Here is a 24,425-nt window from a genome sequence, read left to right as displayed (position 1 = left end):
CCCTTCCGAGTGCATGTACGTTACGTGATGAGTACGAAGATGGCCGTTCCGCCGTCCCTGATAACGTAGATATTGCTGTTAGGCTGGATCTCCGAAGCGGCAATTTTGCGTCCGTCTTTCATGATGATGGCCTTGCTGACGTCTAAAGAGTTAAAAGAGGAGGTCATCACCTGCCAATTGCGTTTCGTCAGGCTCCATTCCTTCACTTCTTTCAACGACAACAGGGTGCCGTTACGCGAAACCACTTTCGCTGTTGTTGTTTTATGGTTCAGGAAGTTATCAGGCGTCTGTTTTACGTTAATGGCCACAACCCTGTCGTCGCGGACATACATATATCCGTACCAGTCTTTCCTGCCGGACCAGGTCGATGACGCGTCGTCTACAGCGTAATTTTGGCGGTCAAATTCTTCGGACGGCACAGTCTTGTTTGCTGTCAGATCATAAATACTTGTATCGAGATCGTAGAATAACTCTTTGGATGCCCCGTACTGGTACTGCCATTGATGCATTTCCTGAGTGGCAAAATCCTTAATGAACAAACGCCCGTCCACCAGCGTATCCAACGTCCCCCAATAGATCTGATCGCGTACCCGCTGAGGCTGTTCGAGCCCTTCATTGTAAATATTGATTATGTTCGCAAGCGGCGCATACCCTTGATTGGCATCGGCGGCTGAAACATAGGCAAAGCCTGAATCCGTCAATCCATACTGGTCGACCAGCCTTCCATTGCGGATCAGAATGGAACCCGGATGAACGGTGAAGCTTCCGCTTCCCACAAGCTCGAACAGATCCGTATTAAAATTCGCCTGCGATACCTGCTCCGCATAAGACCTTTCAAAGCTCTGCTGGATCAGGACCCGGGCAGCCTGTTCGTTTCCGGCCTTCACAACGGTTGCAAGGTATACTTGTTTATTCGTAAATTGATTCATATCATTCCAGGCCGTCTTGTTCGGTCCATAGTAGGCCGGCTGATTCACGTCTACCGGCAGTTTCAATAAACTTTTGAAAGGCTTCCAAACGTTATCAGTCAATATTTCAACATTCTTTAGCGTGATCGTGTAAAACATGGTGTCATAAGATTGTAATTGCCCTCTGTACAGCTCCTTCATTTCTATAGAACTGTTCTGGATTTCAAGCAGGGCCAGCTGATTGGATTTCGCTTTGTCCATAAACAGCTTCACCCGGTCTCCAGGATAAAGCGAAGTTAGATCCGTGCGTTTGCCTTCTTTCAAAATGGAAGTGGACGGATAAACGGTGAAATCCTCCATCAGACCGAATACCCTTTCAACCCATACACGATTACCCTCGATATCCCGTACAATCCCTGTGCGGTATTTAGCCAGGTCCGGAATGACTGCGGTCTCCTGCCTTGTAATTCCCTGAATCTGTACAGTGGCTCCATTCTTCTTAGAGACGGTAACTTGAGCCTGCATACCGGGACGGTACACCGCGAATTTCACAGCAACCCCGTTCACAAGCAGCTTAGTGTTGGGCGTAATCCGGAACGTCTGTTTCTTGGAAGCAGAAAGCTGGAGCGTCACTCGCAGGTTTTTGGCATCAACTGAGCTGATTTTCCCTTTATAAACAAGTGTCGAGCCTGCCGCGGCAAAACCGGCAGCAGTATGTAACACCATACTAAGCAGCAGCAAAATGAGAATCGGGAGCGTTCTCTTCATAACATTCCTCCAAGCCATGAGCACACGGATGTAATGGGTAAAAAACGGTTAGTCCTATTTGTTATATCGTCCTGAGGTGTCCAAATGTTTAGGGTTGCTTCCCGAAAAAAGGAAATGCGGCAAAACAACAAAAAAGCCCTTTCCCGAAGGAAAGAGCTTTGGACTATACGTTAAGATAATAGATGAATTATTTCGTACGCGTTTCGGTCTCCGCCTTCATACGAAGCCGCTGCAAAGCGGAGATCAGCGGACGGCGGGTCCGGTCAACAATACCGATGACCTCCGCACCCAGTTGAAGCACGATAATCGTAACTGCGATGACAAGCACCGTAATCCAGTTCGCTACTTGAGATACTTGAGACAGAACAACAGCTGTCGCCCCGAAGAACGCCGCCACCCCGTAGATCACAAGAACGGTTTTGCGGTGGCTGAAGCCGAGCTGCTGCAGGCAGTGATGAAGATGTCCCTTATCAGGCGCAAAAATCGGCTTATTGTTCACCCAGCGTCGAACAATGGCGAAGAACGTATCCGATAGAGGCACCCCGATAATAAACAGCGGGATAATGAACGAAACGAGCGTTGCCTGTTTGAAACCCATGATGGAGAGGGTTGCAAGGCTGAAGCCCAAGAACAGCGATCCCGAATCCCCCATGAAAATCTTGGCAGGGTGGAAGTTGAAGAACAGGAAGCCGATAATGCTGCCTAACAACATGCAGCTGAGCAGTATAACCGTACCGCCGTTCGTCATGAACAGCGCCAGGACCAAAATGGTCGCCGTAGCAATACCGGACACTCCGGCTGCCAGGCCGTCCAGGCCGTCGATCAGGTTAATGGCGTTCGTCACGCCGACAACCCAGAAGATCGTAAGCGGAATGGAGATCCAGTCCTGAATCGGCATCATCGGATCGCCGAACGGTACGTTGTAGAAGTTCACTTTAATTCCGAATCCGAATACAAGCACACATGCCGCAGCAATCTGACCTAGCAGCTTGACCTTGGCGGATAATTCAAATCTATCGTCCAACGCGCCGATGATCACGATGATCGTGCCTCCGGCCAGCAATCCGTGGATTAAATTCATATTTCGGTTGTCCAGATGTAACCATGGAGACAGCAGCAGATAAGTACCGGCAAATGCGGCAAAAATCGCTAATCCTCCAAGACGCGGCATAATGCGCGTATGTACCTTCCGGTGATTCGGCCGGTCGACTGCATTGACTTTAATGGCGAATGTCTTTACTAAGGGCGTTAAGATGAAAGCCAAAGCTAATGCGGCAGCAAAACCAAGCAGGTATAGATAACTCATGGTTTCCCCCAATTGTCCATTTTTATTACCGTCCCAAATTATACTCCCATTAACAAAGAAGTTCCACCTTAATTTTCATTAGATTTTCATAATTTTTCGTCGTATTCGAAAGGAAAGTCAAGGTTTTTGCACATTTTCTTTCTCTCGCATCACTTTCACGGCAAATTTCGGCAAAGCCAGCATCCTTCGGTACCGGGAAGGCTCCTTTAGCAGCCTGTAAAACCATTCCAGCCTTAGCTTCTGAAAAATTTTAGGGGCGCGTTTCGTTTTGCCGGAAATGACATCGAAGCTTCCGCCGACCCCCATCATCAACGGCACATTCAGCTGTTGCTTATAGCGGTCGATCCAAGGCTCCTGTGTATCGGCGCCCCGGGCGACAAAGAGCAGATCCGGCCCGGCTTCGCGGATTTCCCGGATGACTTCCTGATCCTCGGCCGGCCCGAAAAATCCGTCGCGGAATCCGACGAATTGAACGCCGGGATATTGGGCTCGCAGACGGTTATGAGCTTCCTCAATGACCTCCGGCGAGGACCCGAGCATATACACTTTCCAGCCAAACCGTCCTCCCGCCCTCAGAAGCTCATGGAGCAATTCAAAGCCGGTAACCCGTTCGGCTACAGGATTGCCGACATACCCCGCTGCCCAAACTACCCCCGCTCCATCCGGCACAATCAATTCCGCGCGCTTCATCATGGATAGATAGTCCGGATTGTTCACCGCGGTCATTACCATGATCGGATTAGCTGTAATGACTTGCGTAGCCTGCCGGTTGTTCACAGCCGAGGTCAGATATTCTACGGTTTCCTTCATATTCATTTTGGAAAAAGGGACGCCGAAAATTGATACTTTCTCAAATCCAGTGTTCACTGTTACCATCCTTTAACCCGTTTTGCGTAAAAACTAACAATCTCCTGCGCAGGCCGCACCGCCTGCGCTTTCAGTTCTTCGATCACGCTCTCTTTGGAGCGGATCCAGGCCTCCCGGCCGTCGAGCAGCGAGACGGCCTCTGCCCCGAAGGCATGCGTATCAAGCTGCTCCGTCGTAGCCGCGGACTTCATCCCGAGACGGTTCATGAAATGATCGATTTTCGGATCATAGCTGATCCCCATCACCGGCACAGATTGTCCCGCGGCATAGATGAGCGAGTGCAGCCGCATGCCGATCAAGAGCGAGCAGGCGCTGACCTCGGCCAGCATCGCCTGCGGGTCTTCGCTGCCGCCGTAGAGGCTCGTCTCGAGGTCCGAGCCGGCGGCAGCGGTGCGCAGCCGTTCCATCACATACACCGAAGCTTCTTCGTCCGAAGGCAGATGGAACGGGAGAAAATGAAACCGCACCGCCCGCTCCGCGGCAATGCGGGCAAGCCCTTGAACAAGGCGGTCGAGATCCGACCGGTCCTTGTTCCAGAACCGCACCGACACGCCCACCACGGGCCGGTCGGTGCCCGCGCCTGCGGCGGCGTCCCGCGGGAGCGCCTCCGGCAGCGGCATCGCTATCACCGGATCGGGGACGACCCCGATCCGGTCCGGTGCCACGCCGATGCGGCGCAGCAGATCGCGGGACTCCACATCGCGGACGGAAATGTAATCGCATTTCCGGAAGACGCCGCGGATCAGCGGGTAGAACACCCGCCGATGCACAGGACCGATGCCTTGGGAGTAGATGAAGGTCGGCTTCCCGGCCCACTGGGCAAGTTTAATCACGCCCAAGTAATAAGGAATCGACTTCAATCCCGTAGCATCCTGCAGCAGGCTGCCTCCGCCGCTGATCAAGCCGTCGCTCTCGCGGATCGCTTGTCTCACTTCTGACAGCTTCATGCGGTGTACAGCTTTTACGCCATACAATTTCTCCGTCAGCGGCGGATTAATAGACAGCACGACAGGCTCAATCCTCACCCCTTGCCGCTGGCCCTCCGCTTCCAATGCGAGAAGAATCGATTTCAAAACCGCTTCATCCCCGCTGTTATGAAATCCGTAATACCCGGAGATAACTATTTTCTTACTAATGGAGCCCAAAGCTTCCAACCCCTTACAAGGATTTCCCACACAGCTACATATATTACGCTCAGCACGATGCCAAGCCCTATGCCAAGCAAATCGCGGACCAGCGAGATCTTAATCGGCGAATGCAGATGCGCGAACGTGTCGACCATAGACAGCTGTCCGATCACGGCAAAAATCAGCAGATACAGCGCACTTTTATACTTGGTGCCTTTAAGAGCAATATAAACCGCAGTAATGAAAATCGGATGGGCCAGCAAAAACTCTTTTGTCCGCGGCCGGACACCAAACGTATTTTCCAATATCGAACGGAACATGAGCTCGATGGAAGATGCGGAGCCTTCATTCCCTGTACGGGAAAGATAGTATAGACCCGCTGCCCCTAGTATGCCGGCTGCAACCACCATCAGAACGGTGATATTCCTGGAAAGCAGGTTTCTGATTGTGCTGATCACCCCGCCGCTGGTATACAGAAGCACATAAATGCCTACCAGCCCGATCGGTGCCGCATGCAGAAGGCTTACACCCCGGAATTGATCCAGTACCAGCATATATTTCGGTGCGTTCAGCAGCGCGACCATGAACGGTACGGCCACTAAGGAGATGAGACTTGTCCGCAAAAACAGCACAACCGCTTTGCTCCATCTTGCCCCTGCCGCCCCTTGTTCATTCCATTTCTGGATAGTGCGGATTGCGAGGATGACAGCTAACGTAGGCGCGCTGATGGCTGCTCCTAACGCAAGCATTTTGCTGAGAAGATCTGCAGATAGAACCACTAACCCGGCTGCACCTATCGTACCAAGCACAAAAGCCGGAATTGCTAACACCGGGATAAACTGTCCGATCAGCAGCGCTATGAGCGCCACACCGCCTACGACGGCGATCAGCTTAGCGATTTTCTGCCAGCCGGAATGTACATAGTCGAACGGTTCCGCCGTACCGATCGTGTATCCTGCCGCCTCGATTCTGGCCAGGGCCCCGTTTTCTCCCTCCAAGCTTTGAATCAGGTTCTCAAACGGATCTTTAATGACGCCCTTCTCGTAGTTTCTTTGAGCCGAAGCGTTATAATAGAGCATCCGGATGCTGCGGTCTTTTACCGCAAGCTGTTGCCGGTCGGACAATGCCGCCGGAGTCTTCCATGCATCCTTGTCCGATAAAGAATTCAACCGGACCGTGTCATAATCAATCAGGTAAGCAAGTTTGCTGAAGCCTTCGATCGGTTTTTTCAGCAATTCGATGGCTGCTATACCGATCCCGTTCTGTTTCAACGATTCGGCAAGATAACTCATCGTACGTTTGTCGGGTTCGTTGTTAAACCCTGTGACGGAAGAGCCGTCAAACACAATCCATCTTGTACCTTGGGATTTATAAATACCGATAATGCGGTCGATGTCTTCTCGAGTAAGAGTGCTGCGGCGGTCCGATATCCGGGCTACCACTTGAAAGCCCGCTGCTTTAATAGTTTGAAGCGCCTGCGGGTCCGGGTCTAACGCCTGCATCGTCGCTTCTTCGAAAGGAACTTCGATTACCAATCCGGCCTGGCCCTTGTACGTCCAATCCTTTGTTCCTACATTCAATCTCTGAAAAGCGCCTTCAATCAGAGGACGGTACGTATCTGCCGCCTGCTTGTCCGCAAAGAGCACATAAGTATAATTTTTATCCGCCGGCAGCGGTGTCCCGGTCAGTGCCGCATAATCCACAGAACTGAACAGCTGGATATGCCGGGTATTTCTCAGCTCCGATAAACTGCTGTCATAGACAGCCATGGAAGTAAATCCGGCGCCTTTAAGCTGCTCCAGTTTCTCCTTCACAAACTGCTGCGGATTAGGCTTTACAGCAGCAATATCCGTAATGTCCCGGTAGTCGAACACAAGCTCCACTTTCTTGGAGGAACGCTCTGTTTCTACCCTTTGATATGCGATCGGCAGGGAAGCCGCCAACCCTAAAATTACAATGATCCAAAGCACTTTCCCTATCTTTCCGTTCCAGCCAAGTAACGTACGAAGCACTGCGATTCCACTCCCGTCAAAAATTGTGAAACCTCTCCGGGCATCTGAACCGATGTCCGGAGAGGCTGGATCTTTCAACTATAATAGTGATGCTTATCCCCTGAACGGATTAACTGTCTACCCGCGACATCACAGCTTCGGTAAGCTGGCGAAGCGAAACCTCCGCCTGTTCGCCGGAATCCCCTTTGACTGCGAAGTACACTTTGATCTTCGGCTCCGTGCCGGATGGACGAAGACAGAACCAGGAACCGTCCGTTAATTTGAATTTCAGCACGTTTTCCTTAGGCAGCCCTTCCAGACCAAGCGCATAGTCCAGTACTTCCGCAACCTTGATTCCCGCAATGTCGGCAGGCGGGTTATTCCGCCAGTCGGACATGATCGACTGAATTTTCTCCACGCCGTCTTTCCCTTTCAGCGTACGGCTCTCCAGGCTCTCCAGGAAGTAGCCGAACTGCTGATACAATTCCTGCAGCACGTCATACAGCGTCTTGCCGTGCGCCTTATAATAAGCCGCCGCCTCGCAAATCAGCATAGATGCGATAATAGCATCCTTGTCTCTTGCATACGTTCCGGCCAAATATCCGTAGCTTTCCTCGTAGCCGAACAAGAACTGATATTCTTTCGTTGCTTCGAATTCAGTCATTTTCTCGCCGATGTACTTGAAGCCGGTCAGCGTATTCAGGACAGCTGCACCGTAATGGCGTGCAATGGTGGCTCCCATTTCGCTTGTAACGATCGTCTTGATTACCGCGCCGTTGGAAGGCAATTCACCGCGTTCCTTCATACTGCTCAGCAAGTAATGGACCATAATGGCACCGGACTGATTGCCGGATAATACAAAATATCGGCCGTTCGGATCTTTAACAACGGCGCCCATGCGGTCAGCATCCGGGTCCGTTCCGATAATAATATCGGCATCCACCTTCTCTGCCAGCTCAATCGCAAGCGTGAACGCTTCGCGCTCCTCCGGATTCGGAGATTTCACGGTAGAGAACATAGAGTCCGGCTGTTCCTGCTCGGCAACGATATGAACGTTAGTAAAGCCGATTTCCTTCAACGCAGCCCGTACCGGCTTGTTTCCGGTGCCGTGCAGCGGAGAAAATACGATTTGGAACTCTTTATTCATCCGGTCCTGAATCAGCTGCTTGTTACGGCTTAGAGCGGTAATCGTACGGATGTATTTCTCGTCCATCTCCTCGCCGATCCAAACCAGCAGCCCGCGGCTTTCCGCTTCTTCGCGGCTCAGCTTCACAATGCTGCCCAGCGAGTCCACACCCTTGATACGGGAGATGACCTGCTCCGCAAATTCAGGCACGAGCTGGCATCCATCCTCGCCGTAGACTTTGTATCCGTTATATTCCGGAGGGTTATGGCTTGCCGTTACGACAATCCCGGCGGATGCCTTCAATTCCCGTACTGCAAAAGACAATTCCGGCGTAGGACGCAGCGACTCGAAAACATAGGTTTTCACGCCGTTGCCTGCCAGCACAAGCGCAGCTTCCAGCGAGAATTCAGGAGAAAAGTTCCTGGAATCATATGCAATAACTGCGGATGCCCCTTCCGGATGGCGCTGTGTCAAATACTCGGCAAACCCTTGGGTAGCACGTCCGACAGTATAAATGTTCATGCGGTTCGTCCCCGCTCCGACTACACCGCGCAAACCGCCTGTGCCGAATTCGAGGTCTCTATAGAAACGGTCTTCAATTTCTTTCTCTTGCCCTTCAATGGAGCGGAGTTCCTGTTTGGTCGTGTCGTCGATCAGTTCGTCCAGAAGCCATTCTTTATAGATATCTGCAGCTTTTCGAATCAGTTGAGTCATGTAGGTCCCTCTCTTCCATTGGTTGAAATGCTTTTCTCTCTTTAAGCCTTGCTTTATGCCTTGTTCGGATCTACCAGCGCAAACATCAGCTCTCCTTCGGCAACCACCTCGTCGCCGACTTTCGCGACGGCTTGGCCTTTGCCTACAGGTCCTTTCAGACGAGTCATGTTCACTTCCAGAATCAAGGTGTCTCCCGGAGTGACTTGGCCGCGGAAACGGAACCCGTCGATACCCGCGAACATCCCCAGTTTGCCGCGGTTCGAATCGAGTTTCAACATTGCCACTGCGCCGACCTGCGCCAATGCTTCGACGATCAGGACCCCAGGCATTACCGGGTAACCCGGGAAATGCCCTTCGAAAAAGGGTTCGTTCATCGTTACATTTTTCAGGCCGACTGCGCGTTTGCCTTCCTCAACTTCCAGAATACGGTCAATCAGCAAAAAAGGATAGCGGTGCGGGATAATTTCTTGAATCTGTTTAATATCTAACATCTATGTATTACTCCTCTCGAGCGCCGCTTTCCTGCGGTTCGCGTCTTTCCATGCATAAATTTCCACTCTGATAACAACACTATACTTGTCCCTTATGGCCTGCAGCAGTAAGGGTTCACATAAGAGAGTATCTTCATGGGGTTCCCTTGTGAAGATGCTCTTTTTCTGCCTGTATGGAAGGACTGTTTAGTGAAAGCACTTTGATGATGTAGTTGGCTGAAGACAGGAACGAGAATCCGATGACCACCCATAAAAAATGAAGCGAGTAAGGGATCCCTGCAGCCAGCATGGCAATTGCGCAATAGAACAGAACCGTCGTAAGCTTCCCCATAACGTTGGCCGGGACGGTTTGTTTTCCGCGGAAATAGAACAGGGCCGAGCCTGCAATCATTCCTAAATCACGCACAAGAATGGCCATTGCCGCTTCCAGGCTAATGATATCAATATATAATAGCGACAAAAAGACAACCAGCATCATCGATTTATCCGCGAGCGGATCCAGAACACTGCCCAATTTGGTAACAAGTCCCCGGGACCTGGCCAGATGACCGTCCAATATATCCGTTACTATCGCCAGAATTACCGCTATAAAAGCATACACATAGTTTTCGTAAGAGAAGCAAGTTACATAGACGGGGATCATGCCAAACCGGCATAGGGTCAACAGATTCGGCAAATTCATTCCAGACCCTCCCCACTTTCTGTAACATTCCCATTTATTATACATCGACATTCAGTCAAAATAAAACTCCCCTTAGGGAGTCAGTTTAAAAATATGGGATAAGCGGAATTATTCATTCGAAAAAACCAAATCAAACACATGCACCCAGGTGCTCCACTGCAGCGCTTCGGACAGCGGCTGTCCGCCAAGATACACATAACCTGCAATCAGGCCCGCGATAACTGCGAGCACACATAGCACGGGCACAAGCAGAATTCGCGAAGTGCGAAGCAGAATACGGAGCCATCGGGGTCTGCCGGCTGGTCTTGATTCTTGTAGGTTGGACATGAGCTCGATTCCTCTCGTTTCTACAAAATAAGATTACGCGCGCAAATTGTTCGCCAATCCGGCCATGACATCGCTGGAGGCCAACGCCCGGGAATTCAGCTGAAAAGCCCGCTGCACTGTCATCAGCTCGGTCATCTCGTCAGCCAGGTCCACATTGGACTGCTCCAGGAAACCTTGATAAATCTTCGGTTGATTTGCGTCAGGGTTCAGCCTGTTAAACGCTATTGCGCTCATGGCATTAGCCGGAGCCCCTTCTTTCAGCTGATACGTATTGTCCCCAGTCAGTTCGAGCATTTCAGGCTGCTGCGGCTTTACCATTAACAGTCTTCCCGCAGCGACAGGCCGTGCATACGGATTCGTCAGATCCCGCGTAGTAATATTACCATAGGCATCTACTGTAAAGGCGTGATCCTTAGGGATTTTGACCGGCTGCGGATTATTCGGGTTACCGCCATTAGGAATGCCCATTACCAGATACCCGTCCTGCGTTGTTAAATAATTAGACGCAGAATCCCCCAAGCTCGATAGCTGGAAGTTCCCGCCGCGGGTAAACGCCGTTTTAACAGAGGTTTGGCCTCCGGCTCCTGTATTCGCCACGGATAGTTGGAATAAAGCATCGCCCTGCACTGCCAGATCCAACGGATTCCCGGATTCTTTCAAGGCCCCGGAAGTAAAGTTCGTCTGCACATTAGCCAGATACGTGCCGTACCCGTTCTTATATCCAAGCGGACTCAGCCGTCCGGCTTGCTTAAAGGAAGGCTCCTGCTGTGTAACGTTAGTCAGGACATCCTGAAAAGAAGCCTCCTGTTTCTTATAACCTACTGTATTCACATTGGCGATATTATTTGCTAAAATATCAAGCTTCTGCTGCAGGCCGTACATGGAAACGCCTGCTGTTATCATTGAACGGTTCATAAGATCCTCCCGGTCCGCTATGCGTTAGACGCGGCCGATATCGTTGACGGCGCGATCCATGCTTTTGTCGTAGTACTGAATCATCTTCTGGTTAGCTTCGTAAGCCCGTTGAGCTGTCATTAAATCCACCATGGCCGCCGCTGCATCGACATTCGAGCGCTCAATAAATCCTTGGCGCACCGCGACATTATCTCCCGGCGCCACATCCGCCGCCGCTGCCTCGCCGGAAAGCCGGAAATTGCCGTTTCCTTCGCGCACCAGGTCGTACGGGTTCTGAATCTTGGAGATTTTCAGCCCTGAGATCGTCGGATCCAGCTCTCCCGTCTGCGCATCGGCAAATTGTCCTTGCTCCGTTACCCGGTAGTCAGACAAAGGACCACTCAGCGTTATTGGCTGATTGTCAGTTCCCAGCACAAGAGCGCCGTCTGTAGTGAGCAGTTGTCCGGCCGCCCCCACTACAAACTTGCCGTTCCGCGTAAAGCGCTCTTCCCCGTTGGCATCCCGAACGGTAAAATAGGCCTGCGGCTGGTACGTTACCGTTCCATCCGGACTTACATATTTCCCGGAGGCGTCAAACGTCATGCCTGGGACCCGAATATCCGAGGACAGCGCAAAATCTCCTGCATTCTTCGTCTCCTGAAGATCGCCCTGAAGGTGCACAGTTACCGGCTCTTCCGCCAGGACGCCGCTGTTCATCCGGCCAATCTGCTTCGAACCCGGCTTCTGGTCTTCGCCTATTAAGGCGATCAGCATCTCGGGAAACGCCCGGTTCACTGCCTGCTCTTCCTTATATCCGGGGGTATTGATGTTTGCTATATTATTCGTCACCGTATCGTGTTTCCGCTGCTGGGCGATCATGCCCGCAGCCGCGGTGTATAGGCCTCTTAGCACAGGAATTCCTCCTTAAGCACAGCCAAGACCGGGTTTCCCCGATCTTCTGAGCATCTACCTATCATATCGGCTTGTCCGGCTGTAAAGTTTACCCTAATTTACGCTTGCTGATCTTGTCCAGATGTTCCAACATGAGGCCCGTCCCCTTGACCACACAGTGCATCGGATCCTCTGCAATGAGCACCGGAACACGCAGCTCGTCCGACATCAATTGTTCCAGCCCGTGCAGCAGCGCCCCTCCTCCTGTAATAATGACGCCGCGGTCGATAATATCCGCAGACAGTTCCGGAGGCGTCCGCTCCAGCACCGATTTCGCTGCCGTTACAATCATGGATATCGGATCCGTTAATGCCTCGCGGATTTCTTCCGACCGGATGGTAATCGTCAACGGCAGTCCCGTGACCATATCCCTTCCGCGTATATCCATCTCCCCCTGCTTGTCCCCGTATACCGATCCGATACGTATTTTAATTTCCTCAGACGTCCGTTCGCCAATGAGCAATTTATATTTATGCTTAATGTATCTCATGATAGCCGAGTCGAACTTGTCCCCAGCAACTTTAATGGAAGAGGAGGTAACGACGTCGCCCATGGACAGCACGGCTACATCCGTCGTTCCTCCGCCAATATCAACAACCATGTTTCCGCTAGGCTGGAAAATGTCCATGCCGGCGCCGATCGCCGCGGCTTTCGGCTCTTCCTCCATGAACACTTCCCTTGCCCCGCTGCGTTCGGCAGCTTCGCGTATCGCTTTCTGTTCGACCGACGTAATATCCGTCGGCGCGCAGATCAGAATGCGCGGATGGCTGTACCAACGTTTGCCTCCGACCCGGTTAATGAAATGCTTAAGCATCATCTCCGTAATTTCAAAATCCGCAATAACCCCGTCCCTAAGCGGACGGATGGCCACAATGTTACCCGGCGTCCGGCCTACCATCCGGCGCGCTTCGTCGCCCACGGCGAGCACCCGCTTGGAGTCGCTCTCAATGGCGACGACGGAAGGTTCGTCAAGCACGACACCTTTGCCTTTTACATGAATCAATACGTTTGCCGTTCCTAAATCAATACCGATGTCTTTGCTGAACATCCCGCTCAAAATCCTCCTCGGGCTTGCCCTGAAACGGCCCCTTGCCGCCAGGAATGCCCCAATTGCTGGTCATCACCCGTCACCCGGCTGTCACGCCGGCGTAAGTAGAATGAATAATGAATTATCAATTCGCTGCCGAATCCGAAAATCCTTTAATATTCATCGAACTTTTTGGAGCAATCAGGCAAAAGGGGGAAGGCATGAGCAATGGACTTTACGTTCTGGCAAATACAGCTTCCTTCTTCTTGGGGGTGGTTTTCTTATACTTAATTTTTGTCGCTTCGCCGCCGCGCAGATGACGTATGGATTTATGGTATTCCAGGATCGTCTTCACCTGATTGGCCAAATCGGGATTAATCTCCGGCAGCCTCTCGGTCAGGTCTTTATGAACCGTGCTTTTGGAAACCCCAAATTCCTTCGCGATCGTCCGAACCGTGTTCTTCGTTTCCACTATACAACGACCTATCTTGATCGTCCGTTCCTTGATGTAATCGTGCACGCCCCTCGCCTCCCCAACTCGAGATAGTTTGGTACATTATATGAGGGGTGTGTATGTTTATTCTTTGTTTCCAAGCGTGACAAGCCTTTTTGGCTGTAATTATTTTTCGGACAAGCGGAAGGGACTGTTGGGAAAAAGAAAACAGGAGGGCCGGAGCCCCCCTGTCCTAAGCGGTTTTTTCAGAAAAAACTGTTGTTCTTGTTGTTCTTATTGATCTTCTTTTTCGGTTTTGGCTTCCAGCAGCGATTCCGGATTTACGGGCTTGTCGTTATCACGTACTTCGAAGTGAACGTGAACGCCCAGATCCTTCTCCAGCTCGTTGCGGCCGGCTTTGGCGATGACATCGCCTTTTTTCACTTCCTGATCCTGCTTCACAGCTACATCAGACAAGCTTTGGTACACGGTTTTCAAACCGGCTGCATTCGTGACTTCCACCAGGTTCCCGAGAAGAGGATGCTTCAGTTCCACACGGGTTACTTTTCCTGTCATAGCTGCCAGCACGTCAAACTTCTGATCATCTTTCGCCGCATAGTCGATACCCATATGATAGGAATAGGTGTTGTCATACTCTACTACCATGGCCTGTTTTTCCTCGTTGCTAGCTTCCGGGTTATAGAACTCTCTGGAAACTTCCAGCGCCGTAGGATCTGCTACAGGGTAGCCAAGCGGCTCCGCTACTGCGTTAACTGGTACTGCTCCGCCATCTTCCGTTCCTGTTCCCGTTTCCGTTTGCGTGCCCGTTGTTGTGAGTCCCATATCTTTCAGAGGTTTATTGTCAGCCCCCTGATAGACCCACATTAACGTTAAGATAATTGCTGCTGCTGCCATGTACGCCGCCGGGAATACCCATTTCTTGCCGAGAAGCTTTTTCCATCCTGAACCCTTTACTGCCGCTCCTTCTACAGTTTTAGGAGCTTGGTCTTGCAATTTGTCTTGGTTTTTATCATTATTCATTTTCTATCACCTCATCAACCATTGTTGCCACGCAAGTCTCTTTTATACGTGAGGTCGATAGAAAATTTCATATTCTCATAGAGCCGGCTTTTGCGAGGAAACAAACTTCGATCCATCCTCCAGCTTTACTCCACTATAATAGTATTTGAGAATCTGGGAGGCTTTCATGCCTTTCTCCGCCATGCCGTTTGCTCCCCACTGGCTCATCCCGACGCCGTGCCCGTACCCGTAAGTAGTGATCTCGATGCGGCTGCCTTTCAGCTTCCATGTGAATTGGGACGAGTTCAGCCCGAGCCGCTCCCGCATTTCTTTGCCGGTTAACAGTTGGTCTCCTACCCGAATCGCGCCGATGCGGCGACCTTCCGTCCGTTCTGTTACTCTGATAAAAGAAGCCCTGCTGCTGGCTGCCGATACGGCGCCGGCTCCAAGTTCCCTGAGAAAATCTCCATACGGCATGGAGACCGTTTCTTTGTACCGCGGCGAAATTGGAACGTCCCAAGGGCTGGGCACACTGCGAAGATAAGGAACATAAGAGCCCCAGTAGTCTTCCGAATTTTCGGTATATCCATTGCTGGTGGAGAAAAATAGGGCGTTAATCAGCTTCCCCTCATAAGTCAGCACAAGCCCGCGCGTTTCTTCCACGGCTTTGCCGATCTTAATCAGATTCGCCTCAGCCGCCGCACCCCAGTCTTTTCTTAACTGCTCGTCTGTTTTGTAAGCCTGATGTGCCACCGTATCGGTCACCAGCGCACCTTTTACGGGAACGCCTTCCGTTTCTCCGGCAACAAATCTATGCAAAATGTAGGTTCTTGCCGCGATCGCTTGCGCTTTCAGCGCTTCGGGCTCAAAGTAGGCGGGCATTTCAGCCGCCACTACTCCTTTCAAATACGTTTCCAAGGGCAGGGAAATTACTTTCTTCTGCTTCGAGATATACAGCGTTATGTCCGGATTCCATCGCTTTTCTATGCTTTGATCTGAGGGACGTATGACGGCGGATCCGTTTTTTGCATCTAATGAAGACGGGTGATGCCTTACTAAGAGTCCCGGCAAAAGCACGATGACCGTCATGCTGGCCGCCAGCCAAACCGATGCAAGAATTAGCAGCTTGTACTTCTGATACGTGTACCCCGGTCTCTGGGCAAATCTCTTCATAGGTTGTCCTCCGTGGCGCAGTAGCGCGTTCCTAGTTCTCTCTTTTCTCGTACTTCATTTTTATGATAGAGATAGAGCGGTTAGAACTTGGGGAATGGGACACCAAATAACAATGGGAGGATTCGTTACAATTTCCATAAGGCTCATTTTTGCGAGTTTAGCGAGGGTAGGATTCGTTGGTGGCTTTTACTTTATTAGGGAGAGAACTGCACATAAAAAAGACCGGATCCAAAGGACCGGTCTCGTTGATTATACTATGAAAATTTGCGGCAACTTTACGCCAGAGAGCTCTGTACGGAAGCAAATAACGGAGCAGCCTCTTCGATTTCTTCCTGCACCGGCTGCGGATCGATTCTTGTTACATCCGCGCCCAAATTACCGAACTTGGAGGCTATATCCACATAACCGCGGTCGATGTGATGAGTTCCCGTTACCTCGGTTTCCCCGTCCGCTACCAAACCGGCCAGGATCAATGCAGCGCCTGCACGAAGGTCAGTTGCAGCCACCTTGGCTCCGACCAGCTTCGTTCCTCCGCTGACAATCGCCGTTCTGCCGTCGACCTTCACCTGTCCGCGCATGTTCTCAAATTCAGGCACATGCATGTAGCGGTTCTCAAACACAGTTTCGGTCATAATGCTGGTGCCTTCGGAAACCATGAGCAGAGCCATCATCTGGGATTGCATATCCGTAGGGAATCCCGGGTAAGGCAGTGTCTTCACATCCACTGCACGCAATGGACGTTCTGCGACTACGCGAATACCGTTTTCATCCGGAAGGACCGTTACACCCATCTCTTCCATCTTCGAAATGACAGGTGTCAGATGATCCGCGATAGCGCCTTCTACATACACGTCACCGCCGGTAATGGCACCCGCGATCATGTACGTTCCTGCTTCAATGCGGTCAGGGATAACGGTGTGTTTCACGCCGCGGAGTTTCTCCACGCCTTCAATACGGATGACTCCGGTACCCGCACCGCGCACTACCGCGCCCATAGCGTTCAGGTAGTTAGCCAAATCAACGATTTCCGGCTCTTTCGCTGCATTTTCAATGGTTGTAGTCCCTTGCGCAAGTGTGGCAGCCATCATGATATTTTGCGTAGCGCCTACGCTTGCAACGTCTAAGTAAATCTTAGCGCCTTTCAAGCGTCCGTCCACTTTCGCTTCAATGTATCCTTGACCTAATCCGATTTCCGCTCCCAGCGCTTCAAAACCTTTCAAATGCTGGTCGATCGGCCTGGTGCCGATTGCGCAGCCGCCTGGAAGAGCAATTCTCGCATGGCCCAGGCGGGTAAGCAAAGGTCCCATGACCAGGAAAGAAGCTCTCATTTTGCGGACTAGCTCGTAAGGGGTTTCGGTTTTTGTTACTTTCTCCGCATTAACGCGAATCGTTTCGTTCGAATATTGTACAGCTATTCCTAATGTCTCCAATAAGCGGTTAATCGTAAGGACATCGTCTAATGGGGGAGCGTCGTGTATTACGCTCTCGCCTTCTTCTCCCAAGATAGAGGCAGCGATGATCGGAAGAACGGAGTTTTTAGCTCCACTTACTTTGACGGTTCCGGTCAAACGTTTTCCGCCGCGGACGATAATTTTGCTCATGCTCTGGTTCCCTCCGCGCATATTTCTCATGAATATGTCTAATTTTGTTGAATTTCCTCGTTATTGCCACTCTTCAGTCTATCATTGCTGCATATAGGGTACAAGCGTTATTTTATGGATAAATGGTGAATAAAGAGCACTTATACCGTTCGTAACCTGCTATAGTTTTGGGGGGGGCGTTGGTATTCATTGTTAGCATTAACTTCAGTACTTATTCCATAATTTGTCGTCATAAAGCGATATATTTCATCATTCTTGCCCATAGGATATAGTCAAAAATAAACTTCGCCGTCTGATAGCCGATCACTACGGATAAAAATACATGAAGCATCTTTCCTTGCAAGCTTCTAGGTTCCTTCATGAACAGGTCAAACCTGAATTTCTGGAGGCACCACCATGCCAGAACCACACAAACCAAAACAACTGTTAACTGGATTACACCCGTCATTCCCACAGAGGCGAACAACGTTCCTTCATTCGATTCCACAACCTACAGCTCCTACGCCAGAAATGAGTGGCTTTTGTGAATTATGAGATCATCCGTATCGAAGTTTTCCGAAGCGGCCGACCGCCTATAGTATCATTCGGCCGATGAGAAGCCTGTTTTCGAAACCGGTACTCACTTTACTTATGTGGTAAATATATACCAGCCGTCTAAACCGTGCAAATGGGCGCGGGCGCATGCGGGCTTATATCACCATAATATCTCACAATAGGCTCATTGGTGCGAAGGTTCATGATAGTTCTTTAGGGGGACAGGCAGCTCATGGAATAGGTCTCGACCATGTTAAATTAAACCTGTTTAACCCTTCTGAATCATGCTGCAAACTTTGTCGTAGATGAATGTGCCTATTGAGTTATTTCCCAGGGAATAGGTCGAAACATGTCAGTGCGTTTCTTATGTACAGCTGCCGCATAGATACCTTCCGACTCCGGTCAAACAGTCAACAGAATCAGCAGCCCTTCCCTCCATCCGTTATGCCGACATGAATTGGAGCTATCGAAACAGAGAGCTCTGTTCATCCTATGTCAGATTCGAAGTTTGATGACTAGGCTGGCCAAAACAGGCGTCCATACACCAAAATGGCGAACTTTGTCAAACGGTGTATGATCTACATGTCAAATCATAGAATGGTTTGTGACTATTGGAAAGGAGTCTTTAGACCTATTTAATGCTTTGTTCTTTAAAAATCGTCCTTTTTTCCGGGATTTCAGGACCTAATTTGAATTACCTCAGCCTTGCGGATAGCAATTCACTCCATACCTGTGCCAAACCCGGCGATTGAAAAAGGCGCCGGGCAGCTGCCGCATCTTCTTTTTGGTGAAACAAAATATGGTTGGCCTCGGCCACTGTGCAGGCCGCCGGGTCCGTAGAAACCAGCTCAACCGCTGACTGTCCGGTTACGGTTCCTTCCTCAAGAATCCTCATAAAATATCCGGTCCAGCCGGTCTCTTTAAATCGCAGATGCAGATCCGGCATGTTGTTATAGACGGCAAGCGTTCTGCAGGGAACCCGGCCTTGGGTAACTTGAAGCAATGCCGTCCCCATGCGGAACATGTCCCCGATCCTTACCTTGTCCTCAGTCATCCCTTCAGTCAGCACATTCTCTCCTGCTCCCGGTGTCTGCATCGGATGGCCGTACTCTGCCTCCCAGCTCGCATAGTGCTCCAGAGAGTAAAGGCATACTACCCTGTCCGGTCCGCCGTGATGTTTCGTGTTAGCTACGTCGTCGCCTTGGATCCCTTGTTTGGTGATCCGCAGGGAATTTGCGGACGATTTATGGATGGCAGTCCGGAGCTTTTCTTCCGTTGCTGTTTCAAGCAGCCGGGGTTCCCCGGCAAAAAGAGAAATAATTTTCATGAACCGCACACACCTTGTATGAAAAATGGAAACCCCCTTCCAGACTTATAGACCGGCAGAGGGTTATGCTTTATGACACAGCTTGATAGAGCAGATCGTACGAAAGGCTGAAGACCGAATGTATAGCTCTGGTTACCGGTCCGGGCAGGATACCGAGCGCAACGGAAGCTGCCGCACAGAGCCAGATTGTAATCCGGAGGGGCAGCGCCATGGTGAGGCTGCTTTCTATTCCCTGCCTCATAAACATCTGGCGGACGACCGAAAAGTAGTAATAATAAGATATTACACTAGTTACCAACATTACGGTACCCAGCCAATAGACCTGTGATTCCATAGTACCCAGCAAGATGTACAGCTTCCCGATAAATCCCCCTGTAAGCGGGATTCCCGCTAATGACAGCACTAAAAGAACCGCTGCCACGGCTGTGGACGGGGACCTGTAATAGAGACCCGCAAAGCCGCTTACTTCCTCATGGCCTGCGGATCGGCTCACGGCAAGGAAGACGGCAAACGCTCCTATGTTCATAAACGCATAGGCGATAAGATAATAAATCATTTCGGAAAAGATGTCGAAATGTACCGCTGTGAATTGCAGGCTGAGCGGGACCAGCAGATAGCCGCTGTTCGCAATACCCGAGAAGGCCAACATCCGCTTCACATTCCGCTGGCGGAGGGCCATCGTATTGCCGACGATCATCGCCGCTGCCGAAAGCACGCTCACTGCAAGGAATATGTCGTTGTGAATCGGTACGGCCTCATCTCCCAGACCGTAGAAAATATTATAGACGAGTCGGAACAGCAGGGCGAAACCCGCGCCCTTCGATACGACGGAGAGGAAACCGGCCACCGGGACGGGCGCTGCCTGGTACACATCCGCTGCCCAGCTGTGGAACGGTGCGGCCGCGATTTTAAAGCCGATGCCTGTCAGCATCAGAAAGAAACTGACATAGATCAGAGCCGTAAAGCTCCCGCCGCTGGATAGCAATGACTCCCGCATCAGCGCAATATCCGTAGTGCCTGTGATGCCATATAAGAAAGACATGCCGTAAAGAACAAATGCTGACGAAATTCCGCCAAGTACTACGTACTTAAAGGCACCTTCCGTCGAATGGCTGTCGTTCTTTCTCATCCCGACCAGAATAAAGGAAGAGATGCTCAACAACTCAAGCCCGACAAACAAAGTGATCAGTTCTCCCGAGGAAGCCAGCACCATGGCGCCAAGAACCGCCGGCAGATAAAGATAATAGAGTTCTCCCTGATTGGGAACCTCTTCTTTCTTGAGTGAGCCTAAACTCATAAAAATAAGCAGCGCTGCGGATCCAAGAAAAATCAGTTTAAACAAATTGGCATAATCATCGATACGGTAGGCATTGTGTATAAACGCTGCAGCTTGATCGGAACCGAGTTGCTGTGCTGTGAAGAACGCCGCCAGGGCTAACGCGCCGATGGAAAGCGCCCCGATCACCGACCTGCCGCGCGGAGAAGGCAGCAGCAGATCGACAACTATAAGAAGAAGAAAAGCTGCCGCAAGGGTCAATTCCGGAAGCAGGTATTGCCAGTTCGCCAAATCCGTGAATGATAGATTCTGTAATGGTTGCATCTGGTCCACCGGCTAACCCCCTATCTTTGCCGCTGCCGTCTGCAGCAGCTGACCGATACTGTGCTGCATCGGCTCTGTAAGTAATGACGGATAAATGCCAAGCAGCAAAATAAACGCCGTGAGTACCGCCATGGGCACGGCTTCGATCCAGCGTGCGTCCCGCATGACTGCAGCCTGATCATGCTTCTGAGGACCGAAGGTAATACCCAGAACACCCCGCAGCATATACACGGCAGCCAGGATCAACCCGGCGGCACCTACAGCTGTCAGTGCCGGCATGGAGTCAAACAAGCCCAGGAAAGACAGAAACTCACCGACAAACCCGGATAAACCCGGCAGCCCCAAGGACGCCAATCCCGCAATAAGAAGAATGCCGGACATGAAGGGCAGTTGTTTGGCCAGTCCTCCGAGCCGGTCTAATTCCGTAGTCTGCGTACGCTCATAAATACTGCCTACCAGCAGGAAGAGCAAAGCGGAAATCAGCCCGTGGGAAATCATTTGATACATAGCGCCTTGCAGCCCTTCCGTATTCAAAGCGGCTATGCCGAGAAGTACGATCCCCATGTGGCTGATGCTGGAGTAGGCCAGAAGCAATTTAAATTCTTTTTGGATGAGGGCTAGAACGGCTCCGTACAGGATATTGATTACGCCCAGCACAGCGATCACTGCAGCCCATTCTTTGGCTTCATGCGGAAAGAAGCCAAGGGCGAATCGAATCAATCCGTAAGCGCCTAGTTTCAAGAGAATGCCAGAATGAATCATGACAATCGAAGGCGGCGCTTCCGAGTGAACTTTCAGCATCCACGTATGGAACGGAAACACGGGAAGCTTTATGCCAAAGGCAACCAGCAGCAGTGCGAAGATTACCGTTCTCATTCCTTCGGTTAGAAAGAACGGAACTGTCCCTCCGGCCTGGATACCGGGATTTTGATTGACGGCGGCTTGCGGGTCGCTCAAATTGTGGAGAATCGTCGCCATATCGCCAGAATAGACAATGTCGGCCGCTGTACCGGAAGCCTGATGGACGGTAAAACCGGCACTGGTAATCAGCAGTACAAAAGCCAGCAGCATGAAAGCCGAACCTGCACCGTTGTAAATCAGAAATTGGATCGATGCCTTCTCCCGGTTGGCATATCCCCAAATTCCGATCAGGAAGAACATCGGGATCAGGGTTGCCTCGAAAAACAGGAAGAATAACACCAGATCCCTGGCCATAAAAGCGCCCAGCATTCCTGTTTCCAGAATCAGAAAAAAGATATAGAAGCTTTTCCATCTCTTCTTCACGTGAACGGATGCCAACGCAGCCATAAAAGCTACAAGTGACGTCAGCAGCACCAGTGGGAGGGAGAAACCGTCCACAGCCATGGAGTAATTGAACTCATATAAATAAGAAGAATATGAACTTAAAAGTTCCGATTCCTGATTAAGCGCAATCGTTAGAAAGCGGTGTGTTTCCTCGAATTGCATCCCTTCGGTGAAGGCATTGAATTGAACATAAAGCCAGCCGGATAAGAGTAAAGGCAGTGCGGTCGTTACAATCGCGGCGATACGGATCCACCCGCCACGGCGGGAAGGCAGACAGGCCACGACCAGCATTCCGAGCAGCGGCAGAAAGGCGATTAGGGATAAAACCGGCCATGAATGCATGTTACCAAAACCTCCTTCCGGCAATGACGATTACGAAAACGACAAAACCCAGCAGCGTAAGCAGACCATAGGTTTGGATCTGGCCGTTTTGTGCCCGGACTCCGGCTTTTCCGACAACGGTGAATCCTGCAGCCGTGAAACGTACGAGCCCCCCGATTACCCAGTCATCTACGATCTGCAGCACATGCCCTGCTGTACGGAGCGGCCTTACGATCAGCCTGTCGTACATTTCATCAATGTAGTACTTATGGGCAAGCAGCCGAACGAGCCCCGGCCAGCGCCGGGAGACGAAATCCCGGGGGATCCTCTTCTGCGCATAGATCAGATAGCCCAGAACTATTCCTGAAGCACCGGCCAATACGGATAACAGCATGACTATGTAATTCACATGTTCTTCAGGCTCCCCGTCGGTAAGCCAGGTACCGAACCAGCTGTTAAACGGCGTATAGATCAGACCTGCTAACACAGCCGGTACGGCAAGCAGAACCAGCGGCACCGTAATCGAAGGGGGTGATTCCTCCGCTGCTTCGGATTCCTTGCCCGCAGGTTCTCCTGCGAATACCAGGAAAAACAACCGGGCCATATAAAAGGCGGTGAAGAAGGCGGTAATCAAGCCCACTCCAAATAGCAGCTTATTCTGATCATAAGCCGCAGACAAGATGGCATCCTTGGACCAGAACCCGGAGAACGGCGGAATCCCGGAAAGGGCCAGTGCTCCTATCGCGAATGTCCAAGCCGTTATTTTCATCCTTCGGCCCAATCCGCCCATCTCATCGATATGCTGCTTATGCACGGCATGAATGACGCTGCCCGCTCCCAGAAACAACAGCGCTTTGAAGAACGCATGTGTTGTCAGGTGGAACATGCCCGCCGTGACAGAACCCAGTCCCAGGGCCATCATCATGTAACCCAGCTGGCTGACTGTAGAATAGGCCAGGATCCGCTTAATATCGTTCTGCGCCATACCGATCGTGGCAGCGAAAATCGCGGTAAAGCCTCCCACCGCAGCGACAAAGGCCAAAGCATCAGGCGAGGCCTGGAAAATATCATATGTACGGGCAACCAGATAGACTCCCGCCGCAACCATCGTCGCCGCATGAATCAGCGCCGAGATTGGGGTAGGCCCTTCCATTGCATCCGGGAGCCAGGTATGCAGAGGGAATTGTCCCGATTTCCCTATCGCTCCGACAAAAATCAAAACGGCGATCCACGTCAGCAGCCCGCTGCTTAATTCCTGATTCATCACTGCATTTTGAATCGATGTAAAATCAAGTGCATGGCCCGGCATGTTCCAATACAGCAGCAACAAAGCCAGGAAAAGCCCCACATCCCCGATCCGGGTAACAATGAAGGCCTTCTTGGCCGCTGCTTTCGCTTCCGGCTTGGTGTACCAAAAGCCGACCAGCAGAAAGGAACAAACGCCGACCAGTTCCCAAAAGAGATACAACTGGAGGAGATTTTGCGAAAGCACCAGACCGAGCATCGAGAAAGTGAACAGGCATACATAGGAGAAAAAAACATGAATCCGTTCGTCTCCGTGCATATAAGCAGTAGAATACACTTGTACCAGCAGGCTGACGAAGGTAACGATCACGAGCATCAGCGCATTCAGGTTAGTTACCTCGAAACCTATCGTTAAGCTGCTGTCGGCCAGTTGGATCCATCCATAAGACCAGGAATAACCGCCGTCCTGGCCTCCCAGACGTTCGATAAACACCAGCACCGCCCCCAGGAATGAAAAGAGGGCAGACAGAACGCCGATCCATCCTCCCCCATCTCTCCACTGTTTTCCAGCGGCCGTAAGCAGCAGGAAGGAGAGCAGCGGGAACAGCGGGATTAGCCAGGCATATTGCGAGTAAGACATAGGGCATCGCCTCCTAAATTTACAGAACGCCAACCTGCAGCAGCATT

At 51.2% G+C, this 24,425-nt stretch carries 21 protein-coding genes; all 21 read right to left on the bottom strand.

Translation table 11 applies throughout. From position 1 onward, the window contains the following. Positions 1 to 20: 20 nt before the first annotated feature. The gene (locus ACFSUF_RS24300; protein WP_377607494.1) at positions 21 to 1,676 is read right to left on the bottom strand and encodes a hypothetical protein; all 1,656 of its coding nucleotides are present in this window, start codon (positions 1,674 to 1,676) and stop codon (positions 21 to 23) included. A gap of 187 nt (positions 1,677 to 1,863) precedes the next feature. Beyond that, entirely contained in the window at positions 1,864 to 2,982 is a 1,119-nt protein-coding gene (locus ACFSUF_RS24295) for an MraY family glycosyltransferase (protein ID WP_377607492.1), read from the bottom strand. A 117-nt stretch (positions 2,983 to 3,099) separates the two neighbouring features. Beyond that, positions 3,100 to 3,858 (bottom strand): WecB/TagA/CpsF family glycosyltransferase, encoded by a 759-nt coding sequence (locus ACFSUF_RS24290; protein ID WP_377607490.1) that lies wholly within the window; start codon positions 3,856 to 3,858, stop codon positions 3,100 to 3,102. Next, on the bottom strand, positions 3,852 to 4,994 hold the full coding sequence (gene csaB / locus ACFSUF_RS24285; RefSeq protein WP_377607488.1) for a polysaccharide pyruvyl transferase CsaB: 1,143 nt from the start codon (positions 4,992 to 4,994) through the stop codon (positions 3,852 to 3,854). Before csaB ends, ACFSUF_RS24290 begins: the two co-directional genes overlap by 7 nt. Beyond that, the gene (locus ACFSUF_RS24280) at positions 4,970 to 6,988 is read right to left on the bottom strand and encodes a DUF5693 family protein (RefSeq protein WP_377607486.1); all 2,019 of its coding nucleotides are present in this window, start codon (positions 6,986 to 6,988) and stop codon (positions 4,970 to 4,972) included. The genes csaB and ACFSUF_RS24280 overlap by 25 nt, the downstream gene beginning before the upstream one ends. Positions 6,989 to 7,097: 109 nt before the next feature. Beyond that, a complete protein-coding gene (locus ACFSUF_RS24275) occupies positions 7,098 to 8,807 on the bottom strand; it encodes a phospho-sugar mutase (protein WP_377607484.1) in 1,710 nt (569 codons plus the stop codon). Between the two features lie 53 nt (positions 8,808 to 8,860). Next, entirely contained in the window at positions 8,861 to 9,298 is a 438-nt protein-coding gene (gene fabZ, locus ACFSUF_RS24270) for a 3-hydroxyacyl-ACP dehydratase FabZ (protein ID WP_377607482.1), read from the bottom strand. Positions 9,299 to 9,431: 133 nt separating this feature from the next. Continuing rightward, on the bottom strand, positions 9,432 to 9,980 hold the full coding sequence (locus ACFSUF_RS24265) for a CDP-alcohol phosphatidyltransferase family protein (RefSeq protein ID WP_377607480.1): 549 nt from the start codon (positions 9,978 to 9,980) through the stop codon (positions 9,432 to 9,434). A gap of 108 nt (positions 9,981 to 10,088) precedes the next feature. Beyond that, positions 10,089 to 10,307 (bottom strand): DNA-directed RNA polymerase subunit beta, encoded by a 219-nt coding sequence (locus ACFSUF_RS24260; protein WP_377607478.1) that lies wholly within the window; start codon positions 10,305 to 10,307, stop codon positions 10,089 to 10,091. Between the two features lie 33 nt (positions 10,308 to 10,340). Further along, entirely contained in the window at positions 10,341 to 11,222 is an 882-nt protein-coding gene (locus ACFSUF_RS24255; protein WP_377607476.1) for a flagellar hook-basal body protein, read from the bottom strand. Positions 11,223 to 11,246: 24 nt separating this feature from the next. Next, positions 11,247 to 12,113, bottom strand: a complete 867-nt coding sequence (locus ACFSUF_RS24250; protein WP_377607474.1) for a flagellar hook-basal body protein — start codon at positions 12,111 to 12,113, stop codon at positions 11,247 to 11,249. 88 nt (positions 12,114 to 12,201) lie between these two features. Beyond that, the gene (gene mreB, locus ACFSUF_RS24245; RefSeq protein ID WP_377607472.1) at positions 12,202 to 13,200 is read right to left on the bottom strand and encodes a rod shape-determining protein; all 999 of its coding nucleotides are present in this window, start codon (positions 13,198 to 13,200) and stop codon (positions 12,202 to 12,204) included. A gap of 214 nt (positions 13,201 to 13,414) precedes the next feature. Next, a complete protein-coding gene (spoIIID, locus tag ACFSUF_RS24240; RefSeq protein ID WP_068606386.1) occupies positions 13,415 to 13,699 on the bottom strand; it encodes a sporulation transcriptional regulator SpoIIID in 285 nt (94 codons plus the stop codon). Positions 13,700 to 13,906: 207 nt separating this feature from the next. Beyond that, a complete protein-coding gene (locus ACFSUF_RS24235) occupies positions 13,907 to 14,653 on the bottom strand; it encodes a peptidoglycan DD-metalloendopeptidase family protein (RefSeq protein WP_377607470.1) in 747 nt (248 codons plus the stop codon). A 75-nt stretch (positions 14,654 to 14,728) separates the two neighbouring features. Continuing rightward, complete coding sequence (spoIID, locus tag ACFSUF_RS24230; RefSeq protein ID WP_377607468.1) at positions 14,729 to 15,805, bottom strand: stage II sporulation protein D; 1,077 nt, start codon at positions 15,803 to 15,805, stop codon at positions 14,729 to 14,731. Positions 15,806 to 16,080: 275 nt separating this feature from the next. Then, complete coding sequence (gene murA / locus ACFSUF_RS24225) at positions 16,081 to 17,406, bottom strand: UDP-N-acetylglucosamine 1-carboxyvinyltransferase (RefSeq protein ID WP_377607466.1); 1,326 nt, start codon at positions 17,404 to 17,406, stop codon at positions 16,081 to 16,083. A gap of 229 nt (positions 17,407 to 17,635) precedes the next feature. Beyond that, positions 17,636 to 17,893 (bottom strand): DUF1146 family protein, encoded by a 258-nt coding sequence (locus tag ACFSUF_RS24220; protein WP_377607464.1) that lies wholly within the window; start codon positions 17,891 to 17,893, stop codon positions 17,636 to 17,638. A gap of 741 nt (positions 17,894 to 18,634) precedes the next feature. Then, complete coding sequence (locus ACFSUF_RS24215) at positions 18,635 to 19,267, bottom strand: MOSC domain-containing protein (protein ID WP_377607462.1); 633 nt, start codon at positions 19,265 to 19,267, stop codon at positions 18,635 to 18,637. 70 nt (positions 19,268 to 19,337) lie between these two features. Further along, entirely contained in the window at positions 19,338 to 20,867 is a 1,530-nt protein-coding gene (locus tag ACFSUF_RS24210) for an NADH-quinone oxidoreductase subunit N (RefSeq protein WP_377607628.1), read from the bottom strand. A gap of 12 nt (positions 20,868 to 20,879) precedes the next feature. After that, positions 20,880 to 22,514: a complex I subunit 4 family protein gene (locus ACFSUF_RS24205; protein ID WP_377607460.1), complete on the bottom strand. Its 1,635-nt coding sequence runs from the start codon at positions 22,512 to 22,514 to the stop codon at positions 20,880 to 20,882. A gap of 1 nt (position 22,515) precedes the next feature. Further along, a complete protein-coding gene (gene nuoL / locus ACFSUF_RS24200; protein WP_377607458.1) occupies positions 22,516 to 24,378 on the bottom strand; it encodes an NADH-quinone oxidoreductase subunit L in 1,863 nt (620 codons plus the stop codon). Between the last annotated feature and the right edge of the window lie 47 nt (positions 24,379 to 24,425).

The organism is Paenibacillus gansuensis, from assembly GCF_042684925.1.
In the GTDB taxonomy this organism is placed as follows: domain Bacteria; phylum Bacillota; class Bacilli; order Paenibacillales; family DY6; genus Paenibacillus_N; species Paenibacillus_N gansuensis.
The sequence above is the reverse complement of the archived record's forward strand: the minus strand, read 5'-3'. Positions and strand labels throughout refer to the sequence as shown.

Coding starts and splice junctions, on each gene's coding strand:
- ACFSUF_RS24300 (WP_377607494.1), bottom strand. CDS start 1,676: ATGAAGAGAACGCTCCCGATTCTCATTTTGCTGCTGCTTAGTATGGTG.
- ACFSUF_RS24295 (WP_377607492.1), bottom strand. CDS start 2,982: ATGAGTTATCTATACCTGCTTGGTTTTGCTGCCGCATTAGCTTTGGCT.
- ACFSUF_RS24290 (WP_377607490.1), bottom strand. CDS start 3,858: ATGGTAACAGTGAACACTGGATTTGAGAAAGTATCAATTTTCGGCGTC.
- ACFSUF_RS24275 (WP_377607484.1), bottom strand. CDS start 8,807: ATGACTCAACTGATTCGAAAAGCTGCAGATATCTATAAAGAATGGCTT.
- fabZ (WP_377607482.1), bottom strand. CDS start 9,298: ATGTTAGATATTAAACAGATTCAAGAAATTATCCCGCACCGCTATCCT.
- ACFSUF_RS24265 (WP_377607480.1), bottom strand. CDS start 9,980: ATGAATTTGCCGAATCTGTTGACCCTATGCCGGTTTGGCATGATCCCC.
- ACFSUF_RS24260 (WP_377607478.1), bottom strand. CDS start 10,307: ATGTCCAACCTACAAGAATCAAGACCAGCCGGCAGACCCCGATGGCTC.
- ACFSUF_RS24255 (WP_377607476.1), bottom strand. CDS start 11,222: ATGAACCGTTCAATGATAACAGCAGGCGTTTCCATGTACGGCCTGCAG.
- mreB (WP_377607472.1), bottom strand. CDS start 13,200: ATGTTCAGCAAAGACATCGGTATTGATTTAGGAACGGCAAACGTATTG.
- ACFSUF_RS24235 (WP_377607470.1), bottom strand. CDS start 14,653: ATGAATAATGATAAAAACCAAGACAAATTGCAAGACCAAGCTCCTAAA.
- spoIID (WP_377607468.1), bottom strand. CDS start 15,805: ATGAAGAGATTTGCCCAGAGACCGGGGTACACGTATCAGAAGTACAAG.
- murA (WP_377607466.1), bottom strand. CDS start 17,406: ATGAGCAAAATTATCGTCCGCGGCGGAAAACGTTTGACCGGAACCGTC.
- ACFSUF_RS24215 (WP_377607462.1), bottom strand. CDS start 19,267: ATGAAAATTATTTCTCTTTTTGCCGGGGAACCCCGGCTGCTTGAAACA.
- ACFSUF_RS24210 (WP_377607628.1), bottom strand. CDS start 20,867: ATGCAACCATTACAGAATCTATCATTCACGGATTTGGCGAACTGGCAA.
- ACFSUF_RS24205 (WP_377607460.1), bottom strand. CDS start 22,514: ATGCATTCATGGCCGGTTTTATCCCTAATCGCCTTTCTGCCGCTGCTC.
- nuoL (WP_377607458.1), bottom strand. CDS start 24,378: ATGTCTTACTCGCAATATGCCTGGCTAATCCCGCTGTTCCCGCTGCTC.